Below are 24,731 nucleotides of genomic sequence, written 5' to 3' on the forward strand. Positions count from 1 at the left end.
ACGACCGATGCTCTACGAGTTCCTGCTGCCCCTGACGAAGTTCGAGACGGCGTTCAACATCTTCCGCTACATCTCATTCCGCGCGGCCGGGGCGGCGATCACGGCGCTGTTGATCTCGTTCATCGTCGGCCCGTGGTTCGTGCGGCGGCTCCGGTCCATGCAGGTGCACCAGGTCGTGCGCGAGGGGACGCCGGACTCGCACGCGTCCAAGGGACAGACCCCGACGATGGGTGGCCTGATCATCATCACGGCCGTGATGCTTTCCTCGCTGCTGTGGATGCAGCTGGGCAGTCACTACGTGTGGCTGGCGCTGGTCGTCACGGTGCTGATGGGAGCGATCGGCTTCCTCGACGACTACCTGAAGCTGAAGCAGAAGCGCGAGGGCAAGGAGAACCGCGGCCTGGTCGAGCGCTACAAGCTGGCCGGGCAGGTGACGATCGGCCTCGCGCTGGGCTTCTACCTGTGGCAGTTCCCGTTGAACAACCTGCCGGGCGCGTCGACCACGCTGCCGTTCTACAAGTATGTGCTGGTCGAGCCCACCTGGGCCTGGCTGTATCTGCCCTTCGTGACCTTCGTGATGACGGGCACCAGCAACGCCGTGAACCTCACCGATGGGCTCGATGGCTTGGCCGCGGGACTGATGGCCATCGCGATGCTGACGCTGGCGGTCTTCGCGTACCTGATGGGGCGCTTCGACGCGTCGGAGTATCTCGGCTTGATCTACCTGCGCGGTGCCGGCGAACTCACCGTGTTCTGCTCCGCGGTGTTCGGCGCGGCGGTGGGCTTCCTCTGGTACAACGCGCACCCCGCCGAGGTCTTCATGGGCGACACGGGCTCGCTCGCGATGGGTGGCGCGCTGGGAGCGGTGGCGATCCTGCTCAAGAGCGAGTTTCTGGTGTTGATCCTGGGCGGCGTGTTCGTGGCTGAGACGCTGTCGGTGATCCTGCAGCGCAGTGCATTCAAGTGGCGGCGGCGTCGCCACGGCCTCGAGTATGCGAAGACGCACCGCGTGTTCCTGCGCGCGCCGATCCATCACCACTTTGAGCTCAAGGGCTGGCCGGAGACGCAGGTGGTGGTGCGCTTCTGGATCCTCGGGATCCTCTGCGCCTTCCTCGCGCTGTCCACGCTGAAGATTCGCTGATGGCCGCGTCGCCGCTGCTGCCGACGCTGGAGGAGACCGCGGCCCGCGGTGAGATCGCCGTGCTCGGGGCGGGGCGAAGTGGGGCGGCCGTCGCGCGGCTGCTGCACGCGCAGGGCGCGCGGGTCTATGTGTCCGACGCCGGCAACAGTGCCGCATTGCAGGGGACCGCGCAGGCGTTGCGCAGCGAAGGCATCGCGGTGGATGTGGGCTCGCACGACCTGGCACGCATCGCGCGCTCGGGCGTGGTGGTGGTGAGCCCCGGGATTCCGCCGCAGGCGCCACCGCTGGTGGCGGCGCGCGAGGCCGGCGTCGAGGTGCTGAGCGAGATAGAGATCGCCTTGCGGGCGATGCCGGCCATTCCCTACGTGGCCGTGACCGGCACGAACGGCAAGACGACCGTGACGGCGCTGATCGCCCATCTCTTTCGCGCGGTGGGCGTGGAGGCCACGGAAGGTGGCAACATCGGCACGCCGCTGAGCGAACTCGCGCGCGCCGCCAAGCAGCCCGCCTGGCTCAGCATCGAGCTGAGCTCGTTCCAACTGCACGACACGCCCTCGGTAGCTCCGGCGGTGGCGGTGCTCACCAACCTCGCGCCCGACCATCTGGATCGCTACGCGTCCCTGGAGGACTACTACGCCGACAAGGACCTGCTCTTCCGCAACGCCGGGCCGAGCAGCCTGCGCGTGGTGAACGCCGACGATGCCGAGGTGCTGCGGCGCACGGCCGAGGTGCCGGGAATCGCCAAGACGTTTTCGGTTGCCGGCCGGGCAGCGGAGGCCTCGTACGACGCGGAGCGGCGTGTGCTGCTGCTTGAGGGCGCGCCTTTGCTGGAGCGCGACCGCCTCCCGATGCTCGGTGAGCACAACGTGGCCAACGCGCTGTGTGCGGTGTTGGCCGTCTGGCAGGCGTTGCCGACGCAGCGTAGTGCCGCGATGCGGGCCAAGCTCGCCGTCGGCCTGCAGAGCTTCCGGCCGCCGCCGCATCGCCTGGAAATCGTCGGGGAGCGCGCCGGGGTGCTGTGGGTGAACGACTCCAAGGCCACCAACGTGGGCGCGGCGCGGGTGGCCATCGCCGCGATGGAACGCCCGACCGTCCTGCTGCTCGGCGGCCGGCACAAGGGCGAGCCGTACACGGAGCTGTTGTCGGCCATGCAGGGTCGCGTCACGCAGGTCGTGGCGTTTGGTGAAGCGGGAGGGCAGGTGGAAGCGGACCTGCGCGGGCACGTGCCGGTGGAGCGTCTTGAATCGTCCTTTGAGGCAGTCGTCGCGCGTGCGCGTGCACTGGCACGCCCGGGCGACGCGGTCCTCCTTGCCCCTGCCTGCTCGAGCTTCGACATGTTCGCCAACTATGAGGAACGCGGCGCCGCGTTCCGTGCGCTGGCCCTGCCGCAGTGACCGCCGTCGGTGATGTGTTCTCGCCGGCCGCCACGGCCGGTGCCGCCGCGCGTGTCACGACGCGCGCCACACCACGCGACTCCGCGCGGGCGCCCCACGAGCGCATCCGTTGGGAGATGAGCCTCGCCGCGCGGGCGCTGGTGATGCTCACGGCCGCGCTGGTGGTCTTCGGCCTCACCACACTTTACTCCGCGAGCTCGATCGTCGCCGTGCAGGCCGGCAACCCCAGCTGGCACTTCTTCGTGAAGCAGTTGACGGGTGTGGGCGTCGGCATCGTCGCGTTTGCCGTGCTTGCCAAGGTGGATGCGGAGCGCTGGCGTACCCTCGCGTGGCCAATGCTTGCCGTGGCCGTGCTCACGATGCTCATCACGGTGATCCCCGGCATGCCCGCGAGCATTGCGCCGCGCATCAATGGCTCGCGTCGTTTTCTGCTCGGCGGCTCCATCCAGCCCTCGGAGTTCGGCAAGCTGGCCCTCGTGATGTGGACGGCGATGCTGATCGTGAAGAAGGGCGGCGCCGAGGGCCTGAAGCGGCTGACCAAGGGGCTGATGCCGTTCGGTGTCATCTTCGGTGTGCTGAGCGTGCTCTGCGTGCTGCAGCCCGACCTCTCCGTGCCGCTGTTCTACGCCGTCGTGATGGGAGCCATGCTGTTCTCCGCCGGCGCGCGCATCGGCCACTTCGTGCTGCTTGGCGTCCTGCTGCTACCGGTGCTCTGGTCGCAGGTGAACCGCCTTGAGTATGTGATGGCGCGCATCCTCGGCTTTGCCGGTGCCAGCGGCGCCGAGGCCGAGGTGAACTACCAACTGACGCAGTCGCTGATTGCCGTGGGCTCGGGCGGACTGCTCGGCGTCGGCTTCGGGCAGGGCCGCCAGCAGTACGGCTTCCTGCCGCTGCCGTACAATGACTTCATCGGTTCGAACGTCGGCGAGGAGTGGGGCTTCATCGGGCTGGCGGGACTGATCCTCGTCTACGCGCTCTGGGGCTGGCTGGGCTTTCGCATCGCCAAGCACGCGCGCACGCCGTTCACGCAGTTGGTGGCCTTGGGGCTGACGGTGACGATGCTCGTGACCGCGTACCTGCACATCGGTGTCGTCATCGGACTGCTGCCGACGACGGGCCTGACGCTGCCGTTCATCTCGTATGGCCGGTCGAACATCCTGCTCTCGCTGGTGATGACGGGCATCCTGGTGAACATCGGCAGCACGGCGGAGCGCGTCGTGGGCGATCGAGCTTCGGACCCGCTGGCTGCGCGGCGCTAGCGTGAGCCGCGAAGGTCGCCCTGGCAGTGAAGGCGCGGCAGGCAGCGCCGGGCACAGGGTGCACGTCTGGTTCAGCGGCGGTGGAACGGGCGGACACCTATACCCGGGGCTCGCCATCGCGCGGGCCTTGGTGCGCACGCGTCCCGACGTGCAGCCGTTCTTCGTCGGCGCGATGCGGGGCATCGAACGCGACGTGCTGCCGACGACGGAGTTTCCGCATCTGCTGCTGGACCTGCATCCGCTGTATCGCCCGCAGGTCTGGAAGAACTGGCGCACGCTGCGCGGCGCCTGGGCGGGGTGGAGTCGACTCGATGACGCGGCGCGCGAACGTGCGCCACGACTTGTCGTCGGTACGGGCGGCTACGCCGCAGGCCTGACGCTGTTCTGGGCCTGGCGTCGCGGGATTCCCGCCGTTCAGCACATCGGCGATTCGGTGCCGGGCATTACGGCGCGTTGGAGCGCGCGCTTCACGCGCGAGGCGTACCTCGGCTTCCCCGAAGCAGCCTCGCACCTGCCCAGCGGTCGTGCGGAACTTCGCGATACGGGGAATCCGATCGAACCGCCGCCTGACATCCGACCGGCGCGCGCCGAGGCGCGGGCGCGTTGGGGCTTTCCCGCCTCGGCGTCCGTGCTGCTTGTGTTCGGCGGCTCGCAGGGGGCGCGCGCCATCAACCAAGCGGTTGCGGCCTGGGTGGAGCAGGGGATCCCCGACGGACTCTGCGTACTCTGGGCCACGGGGCGTGCGCAGCACGATGCCTACGCGCATCTGGATCGGCCGGACGTCCGCGTGCTGCCGTATCTCTCGCCGATCGCCGAGGCCTACGCGACGGCGGATCTCGCCTTGGTGCGCGGTGGGATGATGGGCAGCAGCGAGCTCTGTGCCTGGGGCGTGCCGATGTTGATCGTGCCCTTGCCGAGCGCGGCGGCCGACCACCAGACGGAAAACGCGCGGGTGCTCGAGGCCGCAGGGGCGGCGTTGCACCTGCCGCAGTCGGCGCTGTCGGCGGAGCGGTTGTCGCGCGAGATCGGCGGCCTGCTGTCGGATCCCACTCGGCTCGCGGCGATGTCCGCGGCTGCCAAGGCGCGCGGCCGCCCGCAGGCCGCGGCAGAGATTGCGCGATACATCGCCGCGTATCTTTCCTGACATGCCATTGATCGATCCAACCGACCCGCGACCCGTGCACTTCATGGGGATCGCGGGTGCGGGGATGAGTGCGCTCGCCGAGCTCTGCCATCGGCGCGGCACGCGCGTCACCGGTTGCGACCAGTCGCTCGCCGGTGCGGCGGACCTGCGGACGCTGGGCATCGCGATGCACGAGGGGCACGATGCGGCGCACGTGGCGGGGCATCGCGCGCTCGTGGTCACGAGTGCCGTGCCGAAGGACCATCCGGAGATTGCCGCCGCGCGCGCTGCCGGCATCCCGGTGATCCGGCGCGCCGAGGCCTTGGCGGAGGCGACGGCCGGCGGCACGCTGATCGGCATCGCGGGCACACACGGCAAGAGCACGACGACGGTGATGACGACGGAAGCGCTCGCCGCCGCCGGACGGAATCCGACTGGAGTCGTGGGCGCGAGGGTGCGTGCCTGGAACGGGAATCTCTCGGACGGCGGGCACGAGGTGTTCGTCGTTGAGGCCGACGAGTACGACCGCTCGTTCCTCGCGCTGTGGCCCACGGTCGCGGTGGTGACGAACGTCGAGGCGGACCATCTCGACATCTACGCGGACCTGGCCGACATCACGGCGACCTTCGCGGAGTTCGTGCGGCGGGCGCGGTACGTGGTGCTCTGCGCAGACGACCTTGGCGCCAACGCCCTGCCGAGTCCGGCGACAGCCGAGGTGATTCGATACGGTGTGACGAGCCCCGACGCGCGATTGGTGGCGCGCGATGTGCGTGCCGTGGACGGCGGCAGCGTCTTCACGGTGCACTACGACGGCAAGGCGATGGGCGAGGTGCGCCTGGCCGTGCCCGGGCTGCACAACGTGCGCAACGCGCTCGCCGCGCTGGCCTGTGGCATCGGGCCTTGGGGACTGACGGTGGAGCAGATGGCGCCGGGGCTCGCGCGCTTCGTGGGTGCGGAGCGGCGCTTCGAACGCTTGGGCTCGGCACAGGGCATCGAGGTTGTGGACGACTACGCGCACCACCCGACCGAGGTGCGGGCGACGCTCGCCGCCGCGCGCGACGCGTTTCCAGGGCGGCGCATCGTCGTGGCCTTTCAGCCGCACCTCTTCAGCCGCACGCGGGACTTTGCCGATGACTTCGGCGCGGCGCTGGCGCAGGCCGACGCCGTCTTCCTGGCGGACATCTATCCGGCGCGTGAGCAGCCAATCCCCGGAGTGACGAGCGCCCTGGTCGCCGATGCGTTGGCGACACGCGAGCGAAGCCCGCGGTGGAGCGGCCCGCGCAGCGAGCTGGCCGCAGCGCTCACGACCGAAGTGCGCGAGGGCGACGTGGTGTTCACTGTCGGGGCGGGGGACATCACCAAGACCGGACCCGAGCTGCTCGCGCGGCTCGGGGGCTGATCAATGCGCGACACGGCTGCAGATGGAACAGGTCGGTCGGCGCGCGGCCTCGGTGCGTCGGGCACGGGCGATGGCGGCGGGCCCAGCAAGTCGCGTCGCCTACTGCACCGCATCACGCGTGTTGCGCTGGTGCTGGCCGTGCTCGCCAGCCCCTGGTGGGGACGCGCCCTGCTGCAGCAGATGGACTTCTTCCGCGTGCAGCGCGTGGAGCTCGAGGGCCTCCGTTACGCCGCGCCCGACGAAATCGTTTCGCGGTTGAGGGTCGACACGACCGCGTCCGTGTGGGACGACGTGTCGCCGCTCGAGGCGCGGGTGGCGGAGCATCCGCAGGTGCGCACGGTGCGTATCCGGCGAAAGCTTCCCGGCACGCTCGTCGTCGTCGTGACGGAGAATCCGCCGGTAGCATTGGTCAACACGCCGCGCGGGATGGTGGTCACGGATGCGGCGGGGGACTCGCTACCGGTGGATCCCACGGCGGTTGACGTGGACCTGCCGGTGCTCGCCCGGGAGGACACGCTGCTGCTCCGGCTGCTCGCGGAGACGCAGGCCGATGAGCCGGCCCTCTTCGCGCGACTGAGCGAAGCAGGCCGGACGGCGCGGGGGGATGTGCTGCTGGAACTCGCCGAGTTCCGGATCCTCGCGACGCCGGCGGTAACGGCCGCGCGGCTGGCCGACGTGCTCCCCGTGGAACTCGATGCGGCGCGACGTCAGTGGACGATCCGTGAGCTCGACCTACGCTACCGTGACCAAGTGATCGTCCGTCTAAAGACCAAATGAACCTCGACCGTCTCGTCGCTGGCCTCGATATCGGATCCGCCAAGACCACCGCTGTCATCGCGGAGGTCGTGGGGGATCTGCCCAAGCATCCCACGGTGAACATCCTGGGCGTCGGGCAGGCGCGCACCACGGGCCTGCGGAAGGGCGTGGTGGCCGACATCGAGGAAACGCAGCGCTCCATCACCAAGGCCATGCAGGACGCCGAGCGAATGGCAGGCGCGCGCGTCGAGACCGTCTATGCGGGCATCGCCGGCGAGCACGTGCAGGCCATGACCTCCACGGGCATCGCCAGCGTGACCGGCAAGGAAATCACCCGCGCCGACGTGGACCGCGCCAATGCGGTCGCCCGCGCGCAGGCCATTCCGCAGGACCGCGAGCTGATCCACGCAATCCCGCAGGAATACACGGTCGACAAGAACCAGGGCGTGCGCGATCCCGTCGGCATGATCGGCACGCGGCTCGAGACGGAGATGTACCTCGTCACCATCGGCGCCTCGCCGGCGATGAACCTGCGCAAGGCGGTGGAGCGGGCCGGGTATCAGGTCGGTGAGCTGGTACTGGAGCCGCTCGCGTCTGCGCTCTCCGTGCTGACGGACGACGAAAAGGAACTGGGTGTCGCCCTGATCGAGATGGGCGCCGGCACCACCGACGTCGCCGTCTTCCACGAAGGCAAGATCCGCTACCTCGGCACCGTCGGCTTCGGTGGCGTGAACGTCACCAGCGACATCGTGCACGGACTCGGCGTGACGCAGTTGGATGCGGAGCGCCTCAAGGAGCAGTACGGCGCGGCCTATGAGCCGATCGTGAAGCAGACGGGCGAGGTCATCAAGCTGCCGAGCACGGCGGCGCAGGGCGACCGGGAGATCCCGCGCGAGTTGCTGGCACACATCATCCACCAGCGCACGCAGGAGATCTACGAGATGGTCCTGCGCAACGTGGAGGAGGCCGGCCTGCTGCCGCGCCTCGCCGCGGGTGTGGTGGTGACCGGTGGCGCCGCGGCCCAGCCGGGCTCGGATCTGTTGGCCAGCGACGTCTTCGGCACCGGCGCCCGCGTCGGCGTCCCCGGTGAGTACCTTGGCGGCCTCGCCGACAGCGTCCAGAGCCCGCGCTTCTCCACCGTGACCGGCCTGGTCCAGTATGGCGCCCACCGCGTGGCGATCGGGGCCAGCCAAGGGAAGGGGCGGCGGCTGTCGCTCTCGAATGCGGCGCCGAACATGGACTCGATGGCGCAGCGGTTTAAGACTTGGCTGCAGGATTGGTTTTAAGACGGAAGACGGAGGACGAAGGACGGAAGAGAACGGCGGACAGCGGCGATTCGGGGCGGGGCTCCGGATCGCCGTTTGGCTTCCGTCCTTCGTCCTACCACCTTCGCCTCTGTCCGAGGTCACAAATCTGCTCAATCCAGTCGAAGGCAGTGGACAACCCCACCGTTTCCCCCGCACCCCCCGAGTCGTCATCCCACGTGTGAAGGCGGGCCCGGATTGGGCTATATTTCCCGTCCTCCGGCGCCGCCCGTGACCCGTTCACCCTCCACCGTTCCCCATTCTCCCTCTATGAGCATCTTCGAGTTCGAGGAGACCAACGCCCAACACGCCCGGATGAAGGTCGTGGGGGTTGGCGGCGGCGGTGGCAACGCGGTCAACCGGATGATCGAGGAGCAGCTCGAGGGCGTCGAGTTCATTTCCGTGAACACCGACGCGCAGGCGCTGCTCAACTCCAAGTCCGACGTCAAGATCCAGATCGGCAAGAAGCTCACGCGGGGCCTCGGCGCCGGCGCCCGCCCGGAAATCGGGCGTCAGGCGATCGAGGAAAATCGCGATGAGGTGATGCGCGCCATCCAAGGCTCGGACCTCGTGTTCGTGACCTGCGGCATGGGTGGCGGCACCGGCACCGGTGCGGCGCCGATCGTCTGCGAACTCGCACGTGAGGTCGGCGCGCTCACCGTGGGCATCGTCACCAAGCCGTTCCTGTTCGAAGGCCGCAAGCGCATGCGCCAGGCCGACGAGGGCATCGCCGAGATGGCCAAGCACGTGGACACGATGATCGTCGTGCCCAACGAGCGGCTGCTCGCCGTGGTGGGCAAGGGCATCCCGTTCCAAGACGCGCTCAAGAAGGCCGACGAAGTGCTGCTGCAGGCCACGGGCGGCATCTCCGGCATCATCACGAAGGCCGGCATGGTGAACGTGGACTTCGCCGACGTGCGCACGGTCATGAAGGACGGCGGCTCGGCCATCATGGGCACCGGCATCGGCCGCGGCGACAACCGCGCGCTGGACGCTGCCCGCATGGCCATCGAGAGCCCGCTGCTCGACAACGTGTCGATCGCTGGCGCGCGCGGTGTGCTGATCAACATCACCGGCGGCCACGAGATGACGCTGGACGAGGTCACGACCATCGCCGAGGTGGTGAAGGAAGCGGTGGGCGAGGAGGCCGAGATCATCTTCGGCTCGGTGAGCGAGCCGGCCATGCAGGGCGAGGTGCGCGTGACGGTGATCGCCACGGGCTTCGCGCGGAAGGCGCAGGGTGGGATGGCGATCCCGCAGCGGGCCAGCACGCCGGTGATCCCGTTGGATCCGCTCGCGCGTTCGCAGCGTCCGTCGATCGGTGGCACGCAGGCTCCGGCGGCAGGGAATGCTGTGCCGCGCCCGCGGCCCTCGCAGGCCCGCCCGGCGGAGGATCTCAGCGACCTCGAGATCCCGACGTTCATTCGGAGACAGATGGACTGATGCCGGGCACTGGACGGCGGATTCTGACGGGCGCGGTGGTCGCGGGTCTCGCGATCGCCGCGCTTCGGTTGCCGGCCCCCACGCCGGGCGACCCGTCCGCCGTGCTGTCCATCCTGCAACCGGACCTGCAGCCTTGGACCGCGCACGACACGCTGGGTGAAGGGGAGACGCTGAGCGGCCTGTTGGCGCGCCGCGGCCTCACGGGTGTCGAGGCGCTGAACGTGATCAAGGCGGCCACGCCGCTGAATCCGCGGCGCCTGCGCCCCGGACTCGCCGTGGAAGTCTCCGGTGACACAACCGACACGCGGCCGCACGAGATCCGCTTCCGCCTCGCGGTGGACCGCATCGTGCGCTTGGCGCGCTCCGGCGACTCATGGGCGGCCACGGAAGAGATTCTGCCGTGGAAGATCGACACGCTGATTGTGCGCGGCACGGTGGAATCGTCGCTGTACCAGGCCATTGGCATGGGCAGCGAGGGCATGCTGAGCGGCCGCGCGCGCGACGAACTGGCCTGGAGCATCGCCGACATCTACGAGTACAAGATCGACATGTCGCGTGAGCTGCGGCAGGGCGACAAGGTGCGCGCGCTCTTTGAGCGGCATACCGCGCCCGACGGGACACAGCGCATCGGGAAGGTGATCGCAGCGGGTCTTCAGCAGGCGGGCACCGAGATCCAGGCCTTCCGTCTGGAGAAGGCGGACGGCGGCGTGCGCTACTACGATGAGAAGGGACGCTCGCTGGCGTCGATGTTCCTGCGCAATCCGGTGTCGTTCCGCCGCATCTCGAGCAGCTTCGGTCGCCGCCGTCACCCGATCCTCGGGACGATGCGCAACCACAACGGCATGGACTACGCGGCGAATGCCGGTACGCCGGTGCGCAGCATCGGTGATGGCGTCGTGATCTCCGCCGGCCGCAACGGTGGCTACGGCAACCAGATCGAAATCCGGCACTCGAACGGCTTCGTGTCGCGTTACGCGCATCTGCGTGGCTTCGCCGAGGGCATCCGGAAGGGCACGCGGGTGCGGATTGAGCAGACGATTGGCTACGTGGGCTCAACGGGCCTTTCGACCGCGCCGCACCTGCATTTCGAGATTCTCGTCGGCGGGCAGTTCCGCGACCCGCGCCGTGCCCTGGCCATGGTCGAGTCTGGCCCGCCGCTTTCGGGTACCGAGCTGGCGCGCTTTGAGCAAGCCCGGGATGCCGTCCTGTTCGCCCTTGAGCAACCAGCGGGACCACTTCGCGCGCTCGGCAACTAGCTTTCGGCGCGTGACCAGCGCCGGTAGACCACACACATGATTGCATGGCTCGTCGCCCTCCTGGTGGGGGCGTCGTTGGCGTTGCTCACGTACCGTGGTGTCCAGCCGCGCGGTGTGGCCGCGCTGCGCGCCCTGGCCGCCGTGGCCGTGACCGCGCTGCTGCTGGACGCGCCGCTGGCGCCGGCCCGGCCCTTGGCCCCCTGGGTTGTGGTGGACGCGTCCGCGAGTTGGGGCACGGATGGCAGTGGGGCGGCGTGGTCGGTGGCCCGGCGGGTGGTGGACTCCCTGCAGGCCGCGGGTGCGGATTCGCTGCTCCTCTTCGGCGACTCCCTGCGGGGCGACTCCCTCCCGGTGCAGCCCAGGGACCGCAGCTCGCGCGTGGAGCCCGTGGTCGCGGCGGCCCGCGCGCTGGGCCGACCGGTGGTGGTCGTCACCGACGGCCGCCTGACGGACACGGAGCATCTCGCGGACCTGCCCCGTGGCTCGCGCCTGCTGCGCGTGGATCCGACGGAGCTCTCCGACCTGGCGGTGGCCGGGCTGAACGCGCCGCGTGCAGCGGTCATTGGCGACACGCTGGACCTGCGCATCATCCTGCGCAGCGGCGCGTTGGCCACGCAGGCACGCCGCGTCGGCGTCCGGCTGGGCGGGCGCGACCTCGGCGGGGCGCAGGTCCCGGCCCTTGAGGCCTACGCCGAGCGCGAGGAACACCTGCGGGTCGTGGTGCCGGCGCTGGAAGGCGAGCAGGACCTGGTCGTGTCGATTGAGCCCAATGATGCATTGGCGGCCAACGACAGCCTGCGCGTGCCCATCAACGTGGTGGGCACGGCGCGCATCGCGCTGGTGTCGACGGCGCCTGACCAGGACGCCCGCTTTGCGCTGACCGTGCTGCGCGGCACCCAGCGGGCTGCGGTGCGGGCCTACTGGCGCGTGGCACCCGGCCAGTGGCGCGAGGGCGACGCCCTGCGGGCCGTGCCGGAGGCGACGGTCCGACGCGCCGTGGAGCAGGCCTCGCTCGCCGTGTTGCACGGCGATACCGCGTATTTCGGTGCGCCGCGCAGCCGCAGTCGCGGCGCCCTGGTGTTGATGCCGACGCCACCCGCCGGTCCCGACGAGCATTACGTCGTCGCCGCTGGGGACTCGCCGCTGCGCCCGCTGCTCGGCGATCTCCCCTGGGACGCGCTGCCGCCACTGACGGTCGGCGCGCCGGTCGCGGCTGACGGTACGCTCGGCGCGCTGCTTGCGCGCCGCGCGCGTCGCACGGATGAACGCGCCGTGGTTGCGCTTCGCGAAGGTCCGCCCCGTGTGGTGGTGCTAACGGCGGCCGGATTCTGGCGCTGGCGCACCCGCGGCGGCCGCCCCGCCGACGCCTTCGACGCGCTGTGGGGGACTATATTCGACTGGGCCACCGCCACGCCGCGGGTGGCCGGTTCCGCCGCCGGGTCGGCAAGCGTCAACGCGGAACTGGTGCCACAGCCAGCCACGGTGCAATCAGGGAGCGTCGGGGAGGGGCCGGCGAGGGACCTGGCGCCCCGGGCGCGAGGGGCGTGGTGGCTGGCCCTGCTGGCCCTCGTCGCGCTCTGCACGGAATGGGTGCTGCGGCGGCGAATCGGATGGCGCTGACGTAGCGCCTCGCGTTTACCTCCTTCGAATCCATGGCCAACCTGCTGTCCCGCCGCTCCCTCTGGCAGCGGATCAAGGATGTCGCGCTCACCGACGTCGGCGTGCTCGCCCGCGGCGGGGTGGACGGCGACACTCTCGAGCGCCTGGAGCAGACCCTGCTCGAGGCGGATCTGGGTGTGCCCGTCACCATGCGACTCGTGGACGCCGTGCGGGCCAAGGCGTCCAAGGGCGTGATCCGCACCGCCGAGGACTTTCGCGGGACCATCCGCGACCTTGTGTCGTCGGCCCTGCAGAGCGGCAACGCCACGCCAACGCTCGCCACGGCGACCTCCGGCCCGACGGTCATCCTCGTGCTCGGCGTGAACGGGGCCGGCAAGACGACCACCATCGGCAAGCTGGCCGCCCGCTTCCGCAAGGAAGGGAAGACCGTGCTGCTCGGGGCGGGCGACACCTTCCGTGCCGGTGCCATCGATCAGTTGAAGGTTTGGGCCGAGCGCACGGGTGCCGAGTTCATCGGCGCCACCGCCGGCGCTGATCCGGCGGCGGTGGCGTTCCAGTCCATCGACGCGGGCATCGCACGGGGCGTGGATGTGATCATCGTCGACACGGCCGGTCGCCTGCACACCAGTGGCGCGCTGATGGACGAACTTCGCAAGGTGCATCGCGTGGTGGCGAAGAGACTCGAAGGCGCACCGCACGAGGCCTTGCTCGTGCTCGACGGCACTGTCGGGCAGAACGCCGTGCAGCAGGCCAAGCAGTTCGCCGAGGTGGTGCCGCTCACGGGCTTGGTGGTCACCAAGCTCGATGGCACGGCACGCGGCGGAGTCGTCGTGGCGGTGCACGAGGCCGTGGACGTGCCGGTGAAGTTCCTAGGCCTTGGCGAACAGGCCGCGGACCTGCTGCCCTTTGAGCCCGCGCGCTTCGCGGCGGAGTTGCTGGAGGGATGAGCCCGGCCGCCGGCGGAGCAGGCGCAGGCCGACGCTCGCTCGATATGCCGGTGGAGTTCCTCACCGGGGTCGGGCCCCGGCGCGCCGAGGCCCTGCGACGGCTCAATATCTTCACGGCGCGCGACCTGCTGCTGCACGTGCCGCATCGCTACGAGGATGCGAGCACCGTGACGCCCATCGCGCGGCTCAAGGTGGGCGACGACGCCACCGTGATCGGCGAGGTGGTCTCGAAGGGCATCCTGCCCACGCGCAAAGGCCTGCGGATCTTCCAGGCGGTGGTGAAGGATGCGTCGGGGCTCATCGAGGTCGGCTGGCCCGGGCAGCCCTGGCTGGACCGGCAGGTCCAGAAGGGCGATCAACTCTTGCTGAGCGGACCCGTGCGCTTCTATCACGGGCGTCAGTTGGCTCCGCGCGAGTTCGTCAATCTTGGTCCCGAGGGCGACAGCACCGGCGCCGGCCGCGTGCTTGCCGTGTATCCGGCCACTGAAGGACTCTCGTTCAAGCTGATCCGGCAGCTCATCGACCGGCATCTCGATGCGCTGTTGCCGTTGGTGCAGGAGTACCTGCCGCCTGAACTGCTCGCCGAGGCCGGCCTGCCGACGCTGCCGGACGCATTGCGGGCGATGCACAGACCGACGTCCGTGGCCCAGGCGTTGCGGGCGCGCGCGCGGTTGGCCTACGAGGAACTGCTGTTTGTCCACCTGCTGCACCAACGCGCCCGCAGCCTGGCCCGTGAGGCTCGCGATGGCATCGTGTTCGAGAACCGCCGCGAGCTGACCACGCGATTCCGCGAGGTGCTGCCGTTCGAGCTCACCAAGGCCCAAGTGCGCGCGGTGCGCGAGATCGTGCAGGACATGTCGGCGCCGCAGCGCATGCATCGCCTGCTGCAGGGCGATGTCGGCTCGGGCAAGACGGTGGTGGCCGTGTTCGCCGCGTTGCTGGCGATGGAGAACGGCTACCAGGTCGCGCTGATGGCGCCGACCGAACTCCTGGCCGAGCAGCACGCCCGCACGGTGGACCGGCTGCTGGCACCGCTCGGGATCGTGCCGGTGCTCATCACGGGCTCGCGCAGCGCGAAGGAGCGGAAACTCGCAGCGACGCGGTTGGAGGGCGGGGAGCCGGTGCTCGCCATAGGCACCCACGCGCTGCAGGAGCAGGGCACCACGTTCGCTCGGCTGGGCCTCGCCATCATCGACGAACAGCATCGCTTCGGCGTGGAGCATCGGCGCTCGCTGGCGGAGCGCGGCAAGCGCGGCGAGCGGCCGGATGTGCTGCTGATGTCGGCCACGCCGATCCCACGCTCCTTGGCGCTGACCGTGTACGGCGACCTCGACGTGAGCATCCTCGACGAGCGGCCGCCTGGTCGCCAGCCCGTCACGACCGCGCTGCGGCCGGAATCGGCACGCAGCCGCGTGCTGGCGTTCATCAATCGCGAGTTGGACGCGGGTCGGCAGGCCTACCTCGTGTATCCGTTGATCGAGGAGTCGGAGAAGTCCGCCCTGAAGGCCGCCAAGGTCGCCTTCGAGGAACTGCAGGCCGGCCCCTTCGCCGGTCGCCGCGTGGCGTTGTTGCACGGCAAGCTCAAGGCCGACGAGAAGGACGGCATCATGCGCGACTTCCGCGACGGCAGCATCGACGTGCTGGTGGCGACAACGGTGATCGAGGTTGGCATCGACGTGCCCAACGCCACGGTGATGATGGTCGAGCACCCCGAGCGCTTCGGCCTCTCGCAGCTACACCAGCTGCGCGGCCGCGTTGGGCGCGGGGCGGAGGAGTCCTACTGTATCCTGCTTGGCGACGTTGGCGAGGAGGTGGCAGAGCGGCTGCAGCCGTTCCTCGAGACCGAGGACGGGTTTGCGATCGCGCGGGCGGACCTCGAACAGCGGGGCATGGGCGACCTATTCGGCGAACGGCAGAGCGGCGTGCCGATGTTCAAGGTGGCGGACCCGCTGCGCGACGAGGGGCTCAGCGAGCTCGCGCGCGCCGCAGCGGGGCGTGTGCTGGCGCGCGATCCCGCACTCTCGCGGCCCGAGCACGCCGCGCTGCAAGAGACGCTCAAGCGGCAGTATGGGCGGGCGCTGGAGCTGTTTCGGGTGGGCTGACGCGAGGGTGCGCAAGCAGTTGTCGTGCATGGACGCTGGCTCGCACGGCCGCGTGGCGCTCCCGTCAGCTACCGCCGCCGGAAGCGCGCCCCGCGCACCACACCGACGCAGCGTGGACTGCCGCAGGCGCAGCTGAACGGCTCCGCCAGCTCCCACTCGGTCGTGTTGTAGTCGAAGGTCACGTCCTCACCCTCGGCGATGTCCCGCAGCGCCACCAAGACGCGCTCCCGCAGCTCGGCGTTCGGCTCGCAGTGGTGGTTGAGGTACATCCAGGAGCGCCATTCGACCTGCGCGGCGTCGTCGAAGAGGTCGAAGGGGTCGATGTGCTGTGAGGCGCCGACCTGCACCGAATGACGCGTCGGGAGGTCGGTCAGCCGCCCCTCGATGCGAAGGATCGGCGTGCCAGCGGCGATTGCGACCCGGGCGATGACGCGGCGCGCATCAGCCTCGGCCAGCACCGCGATGAGCGGGTTCGCGCTTGGGAGGATGCCCGGCGCGGAACGCAGGGACGCCCCGGTGTTCGGCCGGGGCGCCTCGTCGGGTTGCTGCGGATGTATCGGTGGGGTTGGGCCGGTCATGCGCGCGGAAACCTAGCGCCTATTGGCATCGGCGCCAGAGGCGTAGTTGGCCCGGTTGAGGGGTCGCCGGCGCGCGGGTCCACGCCGCGCGCCGCCCGAACCGGTCCTGCCGTCCCCTCGGTGACCGCATAGCTTCTGCCGGATGCAACCGCCGCCTGACACCCTTCGCGTCGCCGCCGCGCAGATCGCGCCCGTCTGGCTTGACCGCGAGCGCACGCTGGCCAAGGTCGTCGCGGCCATTCGAGCCGCGGTAGAGCAGGGCGCCCAACTCGTGACCTTCGGCGAGGCGCTGGTGCCGGGCTATCCGTTTTGGCTGGAGCACACCGACGGCGCGCGCTTTGAGTCCGCATTGCAGAAGGAACTGCACGCGCACTATCAGCGTGAGGCGGTGCAGATCGAGGCCGGCCACCTGCGGCCCGTCTGCGATGCGGCGCGTGAGCTGGGAGTCGCCGTGGTGCTCGGCATCATCGAGCGTCCGCAGGATCGGGGCGGGCACAGCCTGTATGCGAGCCTCGTCTACATCGCGGCGAGCGGGGAGATCGGCAGCGTGCACCGCAAGCTGGTGCCGACGTATGAAGAGCGCCTGGCCTGGTCCCCCGGCGATGGGCACGGCCTGCGCACCCATCGGCTCGGCGCCTTTGCGGTGGGCGGATTGAACTGTTGGGAGAACTGGATGCCGCTGCCGCGTGCGGTGCTGTACGCGGAGGGCGAGGACCTGCACGTGGCGATTTGGCCCGGCGGAAAGCACAACACGCGCGACCTCACGCGCTTCATTGCCCGCGAGGGGCGGTCATTCGTGATCTCGGTGAGCGGCCTGATGCGGCGATCGGACGTCGGGCCGGATGTGCCCCAGCGCGAACTGTTGATGGCCGCCCTGCCCGAGGTGCCGGCGAACGGCGCGAGCTGCATTGCCGCGCCGGACGGCAGTTGGATCGTGGAACCCGTGATCGGCGAGGAGCGCGTGATCGTCGCGACCATCGACCACGCCTTGGTGCGTCGCGAGCGCCAGAACTTCGACCTCGCGGGTCACTATGCTCGACCTGACGTGACGCGGCTGGTCGTGAACCGCGAGCGGCAGCGGACGGTGTCTGAAGGATGAACGTGGGAGGACGAAGGACGGAGGACGAAGGACGAAGGACGAAGCAAAACACGCGAACGGGCCGCCTCCCGAGGGAGACGGCCCGTTCGTCGCTAGGCGCGGCCAGGTACGTGCGGCCGGTCGCCGCGCCTGATCGCCGCTACCGCATGCCAATGCCCGCGCGCGTCGAGGGCGGCTGATACGCCCAAGGCTGGCGGGGTAGCGTCCGCTGGCGCGGGTAGACCTCGTTCAGCGTGTTCGCGTCGTAGAGCCGCCCACCCAGCATCACCATCGCGATGCTGTTCGAGTTGCGGATCTCGCTCAGCGGATCGCGGTCCAGCACCAGCAGGTCGGCAAGCTTGCCGACCTCCAGCGACCCGATGTCCGTCGCCAGCCCGATGGCCTCGGCGCCCACAATCGTGGCGGCGCGCAGGGCATCGTGGTTCGGCAGACCACCGCTGGCGATGAGCCACAGCTCCCAGTGCATGCCGAGTCCCTGCAGCTGGCCGTGTGAGCCGACGCCGATCCTGCCGCCGGCCGCGACCGTCTTGGCGATGTCCGCGCCGTGCTGCCACATCGCGTACTCCTCACGCAGCGCGAAGCCGGCGGGTCCGGGTGCGTTCCCCGTGCCGCGGCGTCGAATCTTGCCCGCGAGGTCGATTGGATGCGTGAACGTGCGAAGCTTGAGATCGTTCGCGAGGTCCTCGGTCTGATAGAACCAGCCTTCGCCGAACGGTCCGCCGTATTCGACGATGAGGGTGGGCGAGTTGTAGGTGCCCGTCGCCTTGTACCACTCGAACACATCCGCGAACTTCGGCGTGATGGGCAGGGTGTGTTCGATGCCCGGGTAGCCGTCGATGCCGTGCGTCAGGTTGAGCTTCTGGTCCAGCCCACCTTCCGTCGTGGGCATGATCTCCAGCTCCCTCGCCGCCTGGATCAGCCACTGCCTCTGCTGACGGTTGCCGCTCATGTACATCTTGAGCGTCTTGGTGTCGTAGTAGGTGGCGTAGCGCTTCATGATCTGCCGCGCGTGGTCCAGGTCGCGCACGTTCTCGGCCGAGAAGACGCCCGGACCCGTGGTGTAGATGCGCGGGCCGATCATCTCCCCCATCGCCACACGGTCGCCATACGTCAGGAAGTCCGTGGTGGCCGTCTGGGGGTCGCGCGTGGTTGTCGTGCCGTAGGCCAAGGTGGCGAGATACTGCCAGGTCTGGGTGTTGTGGACGCCCGGCGTGAGCCACTGTGGGTGGTAGTGCGTGTCCACCATGCCCGGCATGATGACCTTGCCGGAGACGTCGATGATGCGCGCCCCCGTCGGCACCTGCACCTGGCCGCGGGCGCCGATGGCCACGATGCGTTCGTCGCGGATCACGATGTCGGCGTTCTCGATGATCTCGCGGCCGCGCATGGTGATGGCCTTGCCGCCGCGCAGCACGACCGAGCCCTGCGGCTTGTCGCGGGGCACGCTGACGCTGATGCGCTGCTCCGCTGGCTTGTAGCCCGGCTTCTCCTTCTTGGTCGTGTCGGCCTTGGCGATGCTATCGGCACGGGCCAAAGAGTCCTTCTTGGTGGTGTCCGCCCGGATGGCGGCCACGCGGCGCGCATCGGCCTTGAGGGAGTCCTCGACCACCTTGGCGCGGTCAATGTCGTAAGTCCACACGGCGTTGCCCAGGCCCCACATCACCTTGCGGCCATCGCCGCTCCATGCCGGAAACTCCCCTCCGACCTCGTTGAGCTTGCGCACCGGGACCGGCGCGCTGGCAGGGTTGGCCACGCTGACCGTCGGCGCGTTGGCGCCCGTCTGCGGGATGGTGACCACATAGAAGTCCATGCCCACCGAGGCCAGCGCCTGCGTGCCCGTCGGCGAGACCTGAATGAGGCCGGCCGCTGGCGGCGTCGGGTTGTTCTCGAGCTCGTGGTCGTCGCCCAGGTGCGACTGCGACATCGGCGTATTGCGCGTGATGTCGTAGGCCCGCGGCTCCGCGCTCGTGAGCGGACGCGCCGCGCGGCCGCCCTGGATCATCGCGGCCTGCATGTCGTTGCCGGCGTCGAGCGTGAGCGGCCCGCCCGCGCCCGGCGGCATCGGGCCTGTCACGCGCAGGTGGTTCTGCAGGTCGGTGCCGTCCCAGCGGAACGAGACGAGTCCCTCGCGCCGGCTGTACGCGTAAATGCGATCTGCGGCATTCGCAAAATGCGGGTTGCCGAGGCCGCTCGTGGGCATGATGGACGTGGCGTCGCCTCCGTTGGCCGGCATCCACACAAACTCTGCGGCGGCCGGTCCGAAGAACGCGCCTCCCGCCTCCTGCATCTCGCGCGAGGCGGCCCGCGTCACGACAATCCGGTCACCGGCCGGCGACCAGGCGGGGTCGAAGTAGAGCGCCCCGGACGCCAGTGTCTGCGTGGTCCAGCCACGGCGGGCCGTGGTCGCCTTCACGAGCGAACCGCCGGTCTGGTCGTTCCAGGTCACCCAGACAAGGCTGCGCGAGTCGGCCGACCAGGCCGGCATGAACTCGCCGGTCGTGGCCGCGCTGACCCGCTGCGGCGTGCCATTGGGCAGGTCCATCACGTAGATCTTGCCCACCGACGAGAACGCGAGCTTGGTCCCGTCCGGCGACGGTGCGAGATCGCGCACCTGACGTGCGGTGAACGTGCTGGTGGTGTCCACGCGGTATTGGAACATCACCTCTGGACCCATCTCCAACTCGACGTCCGCCTCGAAGGGGATTCGCGTGGGGGCACTGCCGTCCACGGGCACGCGCCAGATGCCGCCGCCGTAGAACACCACGACGGCACGCGAATCGGGCGTGAAGGAGAAGCCCGGGTAGGCGTCCATCGGCGCGCGAGACTCGGTCTCGTCGCGCTGCACCGGGAAGGCCAGCCACTTCTCCTCGCTGCTGCCGAGGTCGCGGATCACGAGGCCCGTCTGGGTCTCGAAGCGCGAGGCATAGACGGCGTACTTGCCGTCCGGTGAGAGCGCCGGCCGGAAGCCCGACCCAAAGCGCGTGGTCATCTGCGCGGTGCGGCCCGTCTCACGGTCCCAGCTGTAGATCTGGTATTGGGGGCCGAGCGCGTTGTACTGCCAGTCGCCCTGCCGTGCGGCGAACCAGAGGAACCGCGGGTCGGCGCCGTAGGCAGCGCCGAGCATCTTGAGGTTGGCCGGTGGGGTGGGCGTCGCGGAGAGCGCCACGCCGTTGCCGCCGTCCACGTGGTACATCCAGAGCTTGTGCGCGCCGCCCAGGCCGCCCGCACGGGAGGCCACGATGTACTGGCCGTCGGGCGTCCACTCCGGCGAGACGTAGAGGTTGTTGTTGCCCTTGGTCAGCTGCAGCGTGTCCTTGCCGTCGAGCGAGAGGACCCAGACGTTGTCGCCGCCGCTGCGGTCGGAGACGAACACCACGCGCCTGCCATCCGGCGAGAAGCGCGGTTGCACGTCGTAGGCCATGCCCTTGGTCAGGCGCGTGGCCTTGCCGCCGGCGATCGGCAGGGTGTAGAGGTCGCCGAGCAAATCGAACACGATCGTCTGGCCGTCGGGCGAGACGTCGAGCGACATCCAGGTGCCTTCGGTGGCCGTGAAGCGGTGGGTGCGAGCCGTCTTCAGGGGCAGGGTGGTAGCGGCCGCGCCCGAGGCGCTGGGACCGCCTTGGGCAGCGAGCGTCGGGATCGGGGCGGAGAGCGCGCAGAGCGCAGCGGCCGCCAGGGTAAACCGGCGAGTCGACATCGGCGTTGGGTTGGGGTCCAGGTGGGGGCCCGGAGTGTCCGAGGGCCTCGGAATATGGCTTGCGGGTCCGCGTGCTGTCACGCTTGGCCGATCACCGAGAATCTGCCGATACTCCATTGATGGCACCCTTCAACCCGGCACCGTAGGCCACATCCGTGAGACGCGTAGACGCCGTGCGCGCCGCAGCTGCGCCGTCGCATCGTCCGAGGCGGACGGTGTGGATTGTCGCCGGGGCGGCCTTCGTGGTGGCGTCGGCCTGCGCGATGGCCGTCGACCTCTGGTACGCGGCGCGGGTGGACCGTGAGCTCCGCGTCCGCGTCAGTTCGCAGATGGCGCCCACGGTCGAAGCGCTGCGGTCCGCCGTGGAGCGCCGCGTGGCACTGCTTGAGGGACTCTGGTCCTTCGCGGAGGCTGAGGACTCGCGCATACGGCTCGAGGCTCAGTTTCCGGTCTTCGCCAGCGGGCTGCTGACCGGCACCAGCGGCGTGCGCACCGTGCAGTTCGTCGAGAGCGGCCGGATTGTCCGGACCTGGCCAACGCAGGGCAATGCCGCGGCACTCGGCTATGACCTCAGTCGCGATCCCCGTCCTGCCATCCGCGAGGGCTATGAACGCTCGATGGCGTTCACCACACCGATCGTGACTGGGCCGATCGAGCTGGTGCAGGGCGGCAGCGGGCTCATCGTGCGCAAGCGGCTCACCCAGCGTCCCGGATTTCCCGACCTGGCCGCCATCGTCTTGGACATTCCCACCCTCATGGCGGATGCGGGCATCTCGCCGGAACGCAGCGACCTGCTCTTGGAGGTGCGCGACCGATCGGGCATCTGGTTCGGCGGGGACAGCGCGGGCAGCGTGCAGCGGCCGGTCGAGGCACCGGTTGAGGTCGTGGACGGCGACTGGCGGCTGCTGGCAGCGCCGGAGGGAGGCTGGGAGGCCGCGCTCGCCCGCGAGACCCAGCCGGTGCGCCTGGGCCTCCTGGCCTTCGTGCTCGCCGTGACGCTTGCTGGCGTGCTGGTGGGCCAGCGGCAGGCGCGGCTCTCCCGCACCATCGCCGACCGGGAGAGTCAGCTCGACATCGCCCTCCGGGCGGGCCGCATGGGCCGCTGGGAGATCGACGTCGTGGCCGAGACGATGCGCTTCGACGCCGTTGGTGCGACGATCATGGGCCGGGACCAGGCCGAGCTCAGCGGTCCGCTCGAGGGACTGCTGCCGCTGCTGCATCCGGAAGACGCAGCCGTTGTCGCCCGCGTGTTCATCGAGGTGCTCTCGTCAGGCCGGAACGACTACACACTGGAGCATCGCATCTCGTTGCCCGACGGGTCTGCCCGCTGGGTCTTCGTGACAGGGGACGTCGAGCGTGACGCTGCCGGAGTCGCCCAACGGGTGCGCGGGATCATCACGGATGCATCGGACCGTCGGGCAATCGAGTCGCGGGCTCGGCAGCTCGAACGTGTGGAGACGATCGGCACGATGGCCGGCGGCGTCGCCCACGACTTCAACAACCTCTTGATGGCCATCGCGGGCTGCGCGGAGCTTGCCCGCGAGGCCCTGCGTAGCGCACCGACAGACGACCCCGTGCGCCGTGCCGCCGAGCCGGATCTCGATGAGCTGCTGCGCATCACAGGTCGCGCCCACGGACTGACGCGCCAACTGCTGGCGTTCAGCCGCGGGACCTCGGCCGAACCGCGCAGCATCGATCTGCGGCAGACGGTGCAGGAGTTGGAGCCCGTGCTGCGGCGTCTGCTGGGTCGGGCGCTGCGCCTGCGGGTCGAGGTGGCCGAAGGCGTTCCCCGGGTATGGATCGAGCCCTCGCAGCTGACGCAGGTGCTGCTCAATCTCGTCGTCAACGCGCGTGACGCGATTGCCGGATCGGGCAGCATCACGATTCGCCTGTACGTCGTAGACGTGGCCGCAGAGGCGGCGGCGCGACTGCCGGAGGGTCGTTGGGTCGTGCTCGAGGTTGAGGATACGGGCAGCGGCATGCCGGACGAGGTCCGTCGCCGGATCTTTGAGCCGTATTTCTCCACCAAACCGACAGGCGCAGGCACCGGGCTGGGATTGGCGGTAGTCCAGGGCGTCGTCCGCGGCGCGGGTGGGCACGCGCTGGTGGAGAGCGAGCTGGGGCGTGGCACGCGGTTCCGCATTCTCTTGCCGCCCCACGACCAGTCGAGTCGCGTGCGGGCCCTCTCGGATGCCTCCGCCCCTGTGACCAGGGGTCGCGCCGAACCGGGCAGCTGAGGGTCGGTCGGCCGCGACGGCCATCCTACCAGCGCTCCTGCAGTGCCTCTAGCTTTCGGGGATGTCTAGCACGCCCGAACCCATTCGCATCTCCGACCTTCCGACCCTTGTCGGCCAGACCACCAGTGTCAGCGGCTGGGTGACGCACACCAGATCCTCCGGCAAGGTCGCCTTTGTGACGATGCGCGACGGTACGGGCCTGCTGCAGTGCGTCGTCGTGAAGCCGCAGGTGAGCGCCGAGACCTGGGAGGCGTTCCAGTCGCTGACGCTCGAGTGTTCGCTGCGCGTGACCGGTGAGGTCAAGGCGGACGCGCGCGCGCCGGGTGGCGTGGAGCTCGGGGTTGCCGAGCTGCAGCTGATTGGGTCGAGCGCGCTCGACTACCCGATTCAGCCCAAGGAACACGGCGTCGACTTCCTGCTCGACAATCGCCACTTCTGGCTGCGCACGCCGCGCCAGGTGGCGATCATGCGCATCCGCAACGAGATCGAGCAGGCCATCCACGACTTCTTCTACGCGCGCGGCTTCCTGCGCACCGACACGCCGATCCTCACGGCGGCGATCGGTGAACGCTCTGGGCTCTTTGCCACGGAATACTTCGACGAAGGCAACGCCTACCTCGCACAGACCGGTCAGCTCTATGGTGAGGCGCTGGCGGCGGCCTTCGGCAAGGTCTACACCTTCGGCCCGACCTTCCGCGCGGAGAAGTCCAAGACGCGGCGCCATCTCACCGAGTTCTGGATGATCGAACCCGAGGTGGCCTTCTACGACACACACGACAACATGCGGCTGCAGGAGGACTTCGTGTCCTTCCTCGTGCAGCGCGTGGTGGAGCGGCAGCTGCCCGCCCTCAAGGAGCTCGAGCGCGACGTCTCCAAGCTGGAGAAGATCAAGGCGCCGTTCCCTCGCATCGATTACTCCGATGCGGTGAAGACCCTGCAGGGCAAGGGCAGCGCCGTCCAGTGGGGCGACGACCTCGGCGCCGAGGATGAAGCGCTGCTGGTTGCCGACTACGAGACGCCGATCTTCATCTGCAACTATCCGAAGGAAGCCAAGGCCTTCTATATGAAGGAGAACCCGGCTGACCCGCGGACCGTGCTCTGCGACGACATGCTGGCGCCCGAGGGCTACGGCGAGATCATCGGCGGCTCGCAGCGCGAAGACGACCACGACAAGCTCCTGCAGCGCATCCACGAGGAGAAGCTGCCGGTGGAGGCGTACTCGTGGTATCTCGACCTTCGGAAGTACGGGACCTTCGTGCACTCAGGCTTTGGTCTGGGCCTCGAGCGCACGGTGGCTTGGATCTGCGGCACGCCGCACATCCGCGAGTGCATCGCCTTCCCGCGGATGATGACCCGCCTGCATCCGTGATGCCGAT

Annotated in this window: 17 protein-coding genes; 15 read left to right on the forward strand and 2 right to left on the reverse strand. The window is 69.4% G+C overall.

Translation table 11 applies throughout. The features are described 5' to 3' along the window. The first annotated feature begins 7 nt into the window (after positions 1-7). The 12 genes from mraY to recG all read left to right on the forward strand — a co-directional run bounded on the left by mraY (position 8) and on the right by recG (position 15,744). Entirely contained in the window at positions 8-1,141 is a 1,134-nt protein-coding gene (gene mraY / locus KF709_13595) for a phospho-N-acetylmuramoyl-pentapeptide-transferase (GenBank protein MBX3175443.1), read from the forward strand. Further along, positions 1,141-2,535 (forward strand): UDP-N-acetylmuramoyl-L-alanine--D-glutamate ligase, encoded by a 1,395-nt coding sequence (gene murD / locus KF709_13600; protein ID MBX3175444.1) that lies wholly within the window; start codon positions 1,141-1,143, stop codon positions 2,533-2,535. Before mraY ends, murD begins: the two co-directional genes overlap by 1 nt. Further along, positions 2,532-3,794 (forward strand): FtsW/RodA/SpoVE family cell cycle protein, encoded by a 1,263-nt coding sequence (locus tag KF709_13605; protein ID MBX3175445.1) that lies wholly within the window; start codon positions 2,532-2,534, stop codon positions 3,792-3,794. The genes murD and KF709_13605 overlap by 4 nt, the downstream gene beginning before the upstream one ends. 58 nt (positions 3,795-3,852) lie before the next feature. Then, on the forward strand, positions 3,853-4,938 hold the full coding sequence (locus tag KF709_13610; protein ID MBX3175446.1) for a UDP-N-acetylglucosamine--N-acetylmuramyl-(pentapeptide) pyrophosphoryl-undecaprenol N-acetylglucosamine transferase: 1,086 nt from the start codon (positions 3,853-3,855) through the stop codon (positions 4,936-4,938). Position 4,939: 1 nt separating this feature from the next. Then, positions 4,940-6,316 (forward strand): UDP-N-acetylmuramate--L-alanine ligase, encoded by a 1,377-nt coding sequence (murC, locus tag KF709_13615; GenBank protein MBX3175447.1) that lies wholly within the window; start codon positions 4,940-4,942, stop codon positions 6,314-6,316. 3 nt (positions 6,317-6,319) lie between these two features. After that, entirely contained in the window at positions 6,320-7,093 is a 774-nt protein-coding gene (locus KF709_13620; protein ID MBX3175448.1) for an FtsQ-type POTRA domain-containing protein, read from the forward strand. Next, entirely contained in the window at positions 7,090-8,358 is a 1,269-nt protein-coding gene (gene ftsA / locus KF709_13625) for a cell division protein FtsA (GenBank protein ID MBX3175449.1), read from the forward strand. Before KF709_13620 ends, ftsA begins: the two co-directional genes overlap by 4 nt. Positions 8,359-8,646: 288 nt before the next feature. Next, complete coding sequence (ftsZ, locus tag KF709_13630) at positions 8,647-9,819, forward strand: cell division protein FtsZ (GenBank protein MBX3175450.1); 1,173 nt, start codon at positions 8,647-8,649, stop codon at positions 9,817-9,819. Next, on the forward strand, positions 9,819-11,075 hold the full coding sequence (locus tag KF709_13635) for a M23 family metallopeptidase (GenBank protein MBX3175451.1): 1,257 nt from the start codon (positions 9,819-9,821) through the stop codon (positions 11,073-11,075). The genes ftsZ and KF709_13635 overlap by 1 nt, the downstream gene beginning before the upstream one ends. 36 nt (positions 11,076-11,111) lie before the next feature. Beyond that, positions 11,112-12,695 (forward strand): hypothetical protein, encoded by a 1,584-nt coding sequence (locus tag KF709_13640; protein ID MBX3175452.1) that lies wholly within the window; start codon positions 11,112-11,114, stop codon positions 12,693-12,695. Between the two features lie 32 nt (positions 12,696-12,727). Further along, the gene (gene ftsY, locus KF709_13645; protein MBX3175453.1) at positions 12,728-13,642 is read left to right on the forward strand and encodes a signal recognition particle-docking protein FtsY; all 915 of its coding nucleotides are present in this window, start codon (positions 12,728-12,730) and stop codon (positions 13,640-13,642) included. Next, complete coding sequence (recG, locus tag KF709_13650) at positions 13,639-15,744, forward strand: ATP-dependent DNA helicase RecG (GenBank protein MBX3175454.1); 2,106 nt, start codon at positions 13,639-13,641, stop codon at positions 15,742-15,744. The genes ftsY and recG overlap by 4 nt, the downstream gene beginning before the upstream one ends. A 68-nt stretch (positions 15,745-15,812) precedes the next feature. Here recG and KF709_13655 read toward each other — a convergent pair whose 3' ends face one another. Next, a complete protein-coding gene (locus tag KF709_13655) occupies positions 15,813-16,322 on the reverse strand; it encodes an SET domain-containing protein-lysine N-methyltransferase (GenBank protein MBX3175455.1) in 510 nt (169 codons plus the stop codon). Positions 16,323-16,464: 142 nt separating this feature from the next. On the opposite strand from KF709_13655, the gene KF709_13660 reads away from it, so the two are divergent. Further along, on the forward strand, positions 16,465-17,421 hold the full coding sequence (locus tag KF709_13660; GenBank protein ID MBX3175456.1) for a carbon-nitrogen hydrolase family protein: 957 nt from the start codon (positions 16,465-16,467) through the stop codon (positions 17,419-17,421). Positions 17,422-17,560: 139 nt separating this feature from the next. Here KF709_13660 and KF709_13665 read toward each other — a convergent pair whose 3' ends face one another. Further along, a complete protein-coding gene (locus KF709_13665; protein ID MBX3175457.1) occupies positions 17,561-21,118 on the reverse strand; it encodes a PD40 domain-containing protein in 3,558 nt (1,185 codons plus the stop codon). A gap of 155 nt (positions 21,119-21,273) precedes the next feature. Between KF709_13665 and KF709_13670 the strand changes: the two genes are divergently transcribed. Both KF709_13670 and asnS read left to right on the forward strand, forming a co-directional pair. Then, positions 21,274-23,355 carry a PAS domain-containing protein gene (locus tag KF709_13670; GenBank protein ID MBX3175458.1) on the forward strand — a complete coding sequence of 694 codons (2,082 nt, stop codon included), beginning with the start codon at positions 21,274-21,276 and terminating at the stop codon, positions 23,353-23,355. Positions 23,356-23,416: 61 nt separating this feature from the next. Beyond that, positions 23,417-24,724 (forward strand): asparagine--tRNA ligase, encoded by a 1,308-nt coding sequence (asnS, locus tag KF709_13675; GenBank protein MBX3175459.1) that lies wholly within the window; start codon positions 23,417-23,419, stop codon positions 24,722-24,724. Positions 24,725-24,731 lie beyond the last annotated feature (7 nt).

Source organism: Gemmatimonadaceae bacterium (assembly GCA_019637445.1).
Lineage (GTDB): Bacteria > Gemmatimonadota > Gemmatimonadetes > Gemmatimonadales > Gemmatimonadaceae > Pseudogemmatithrix.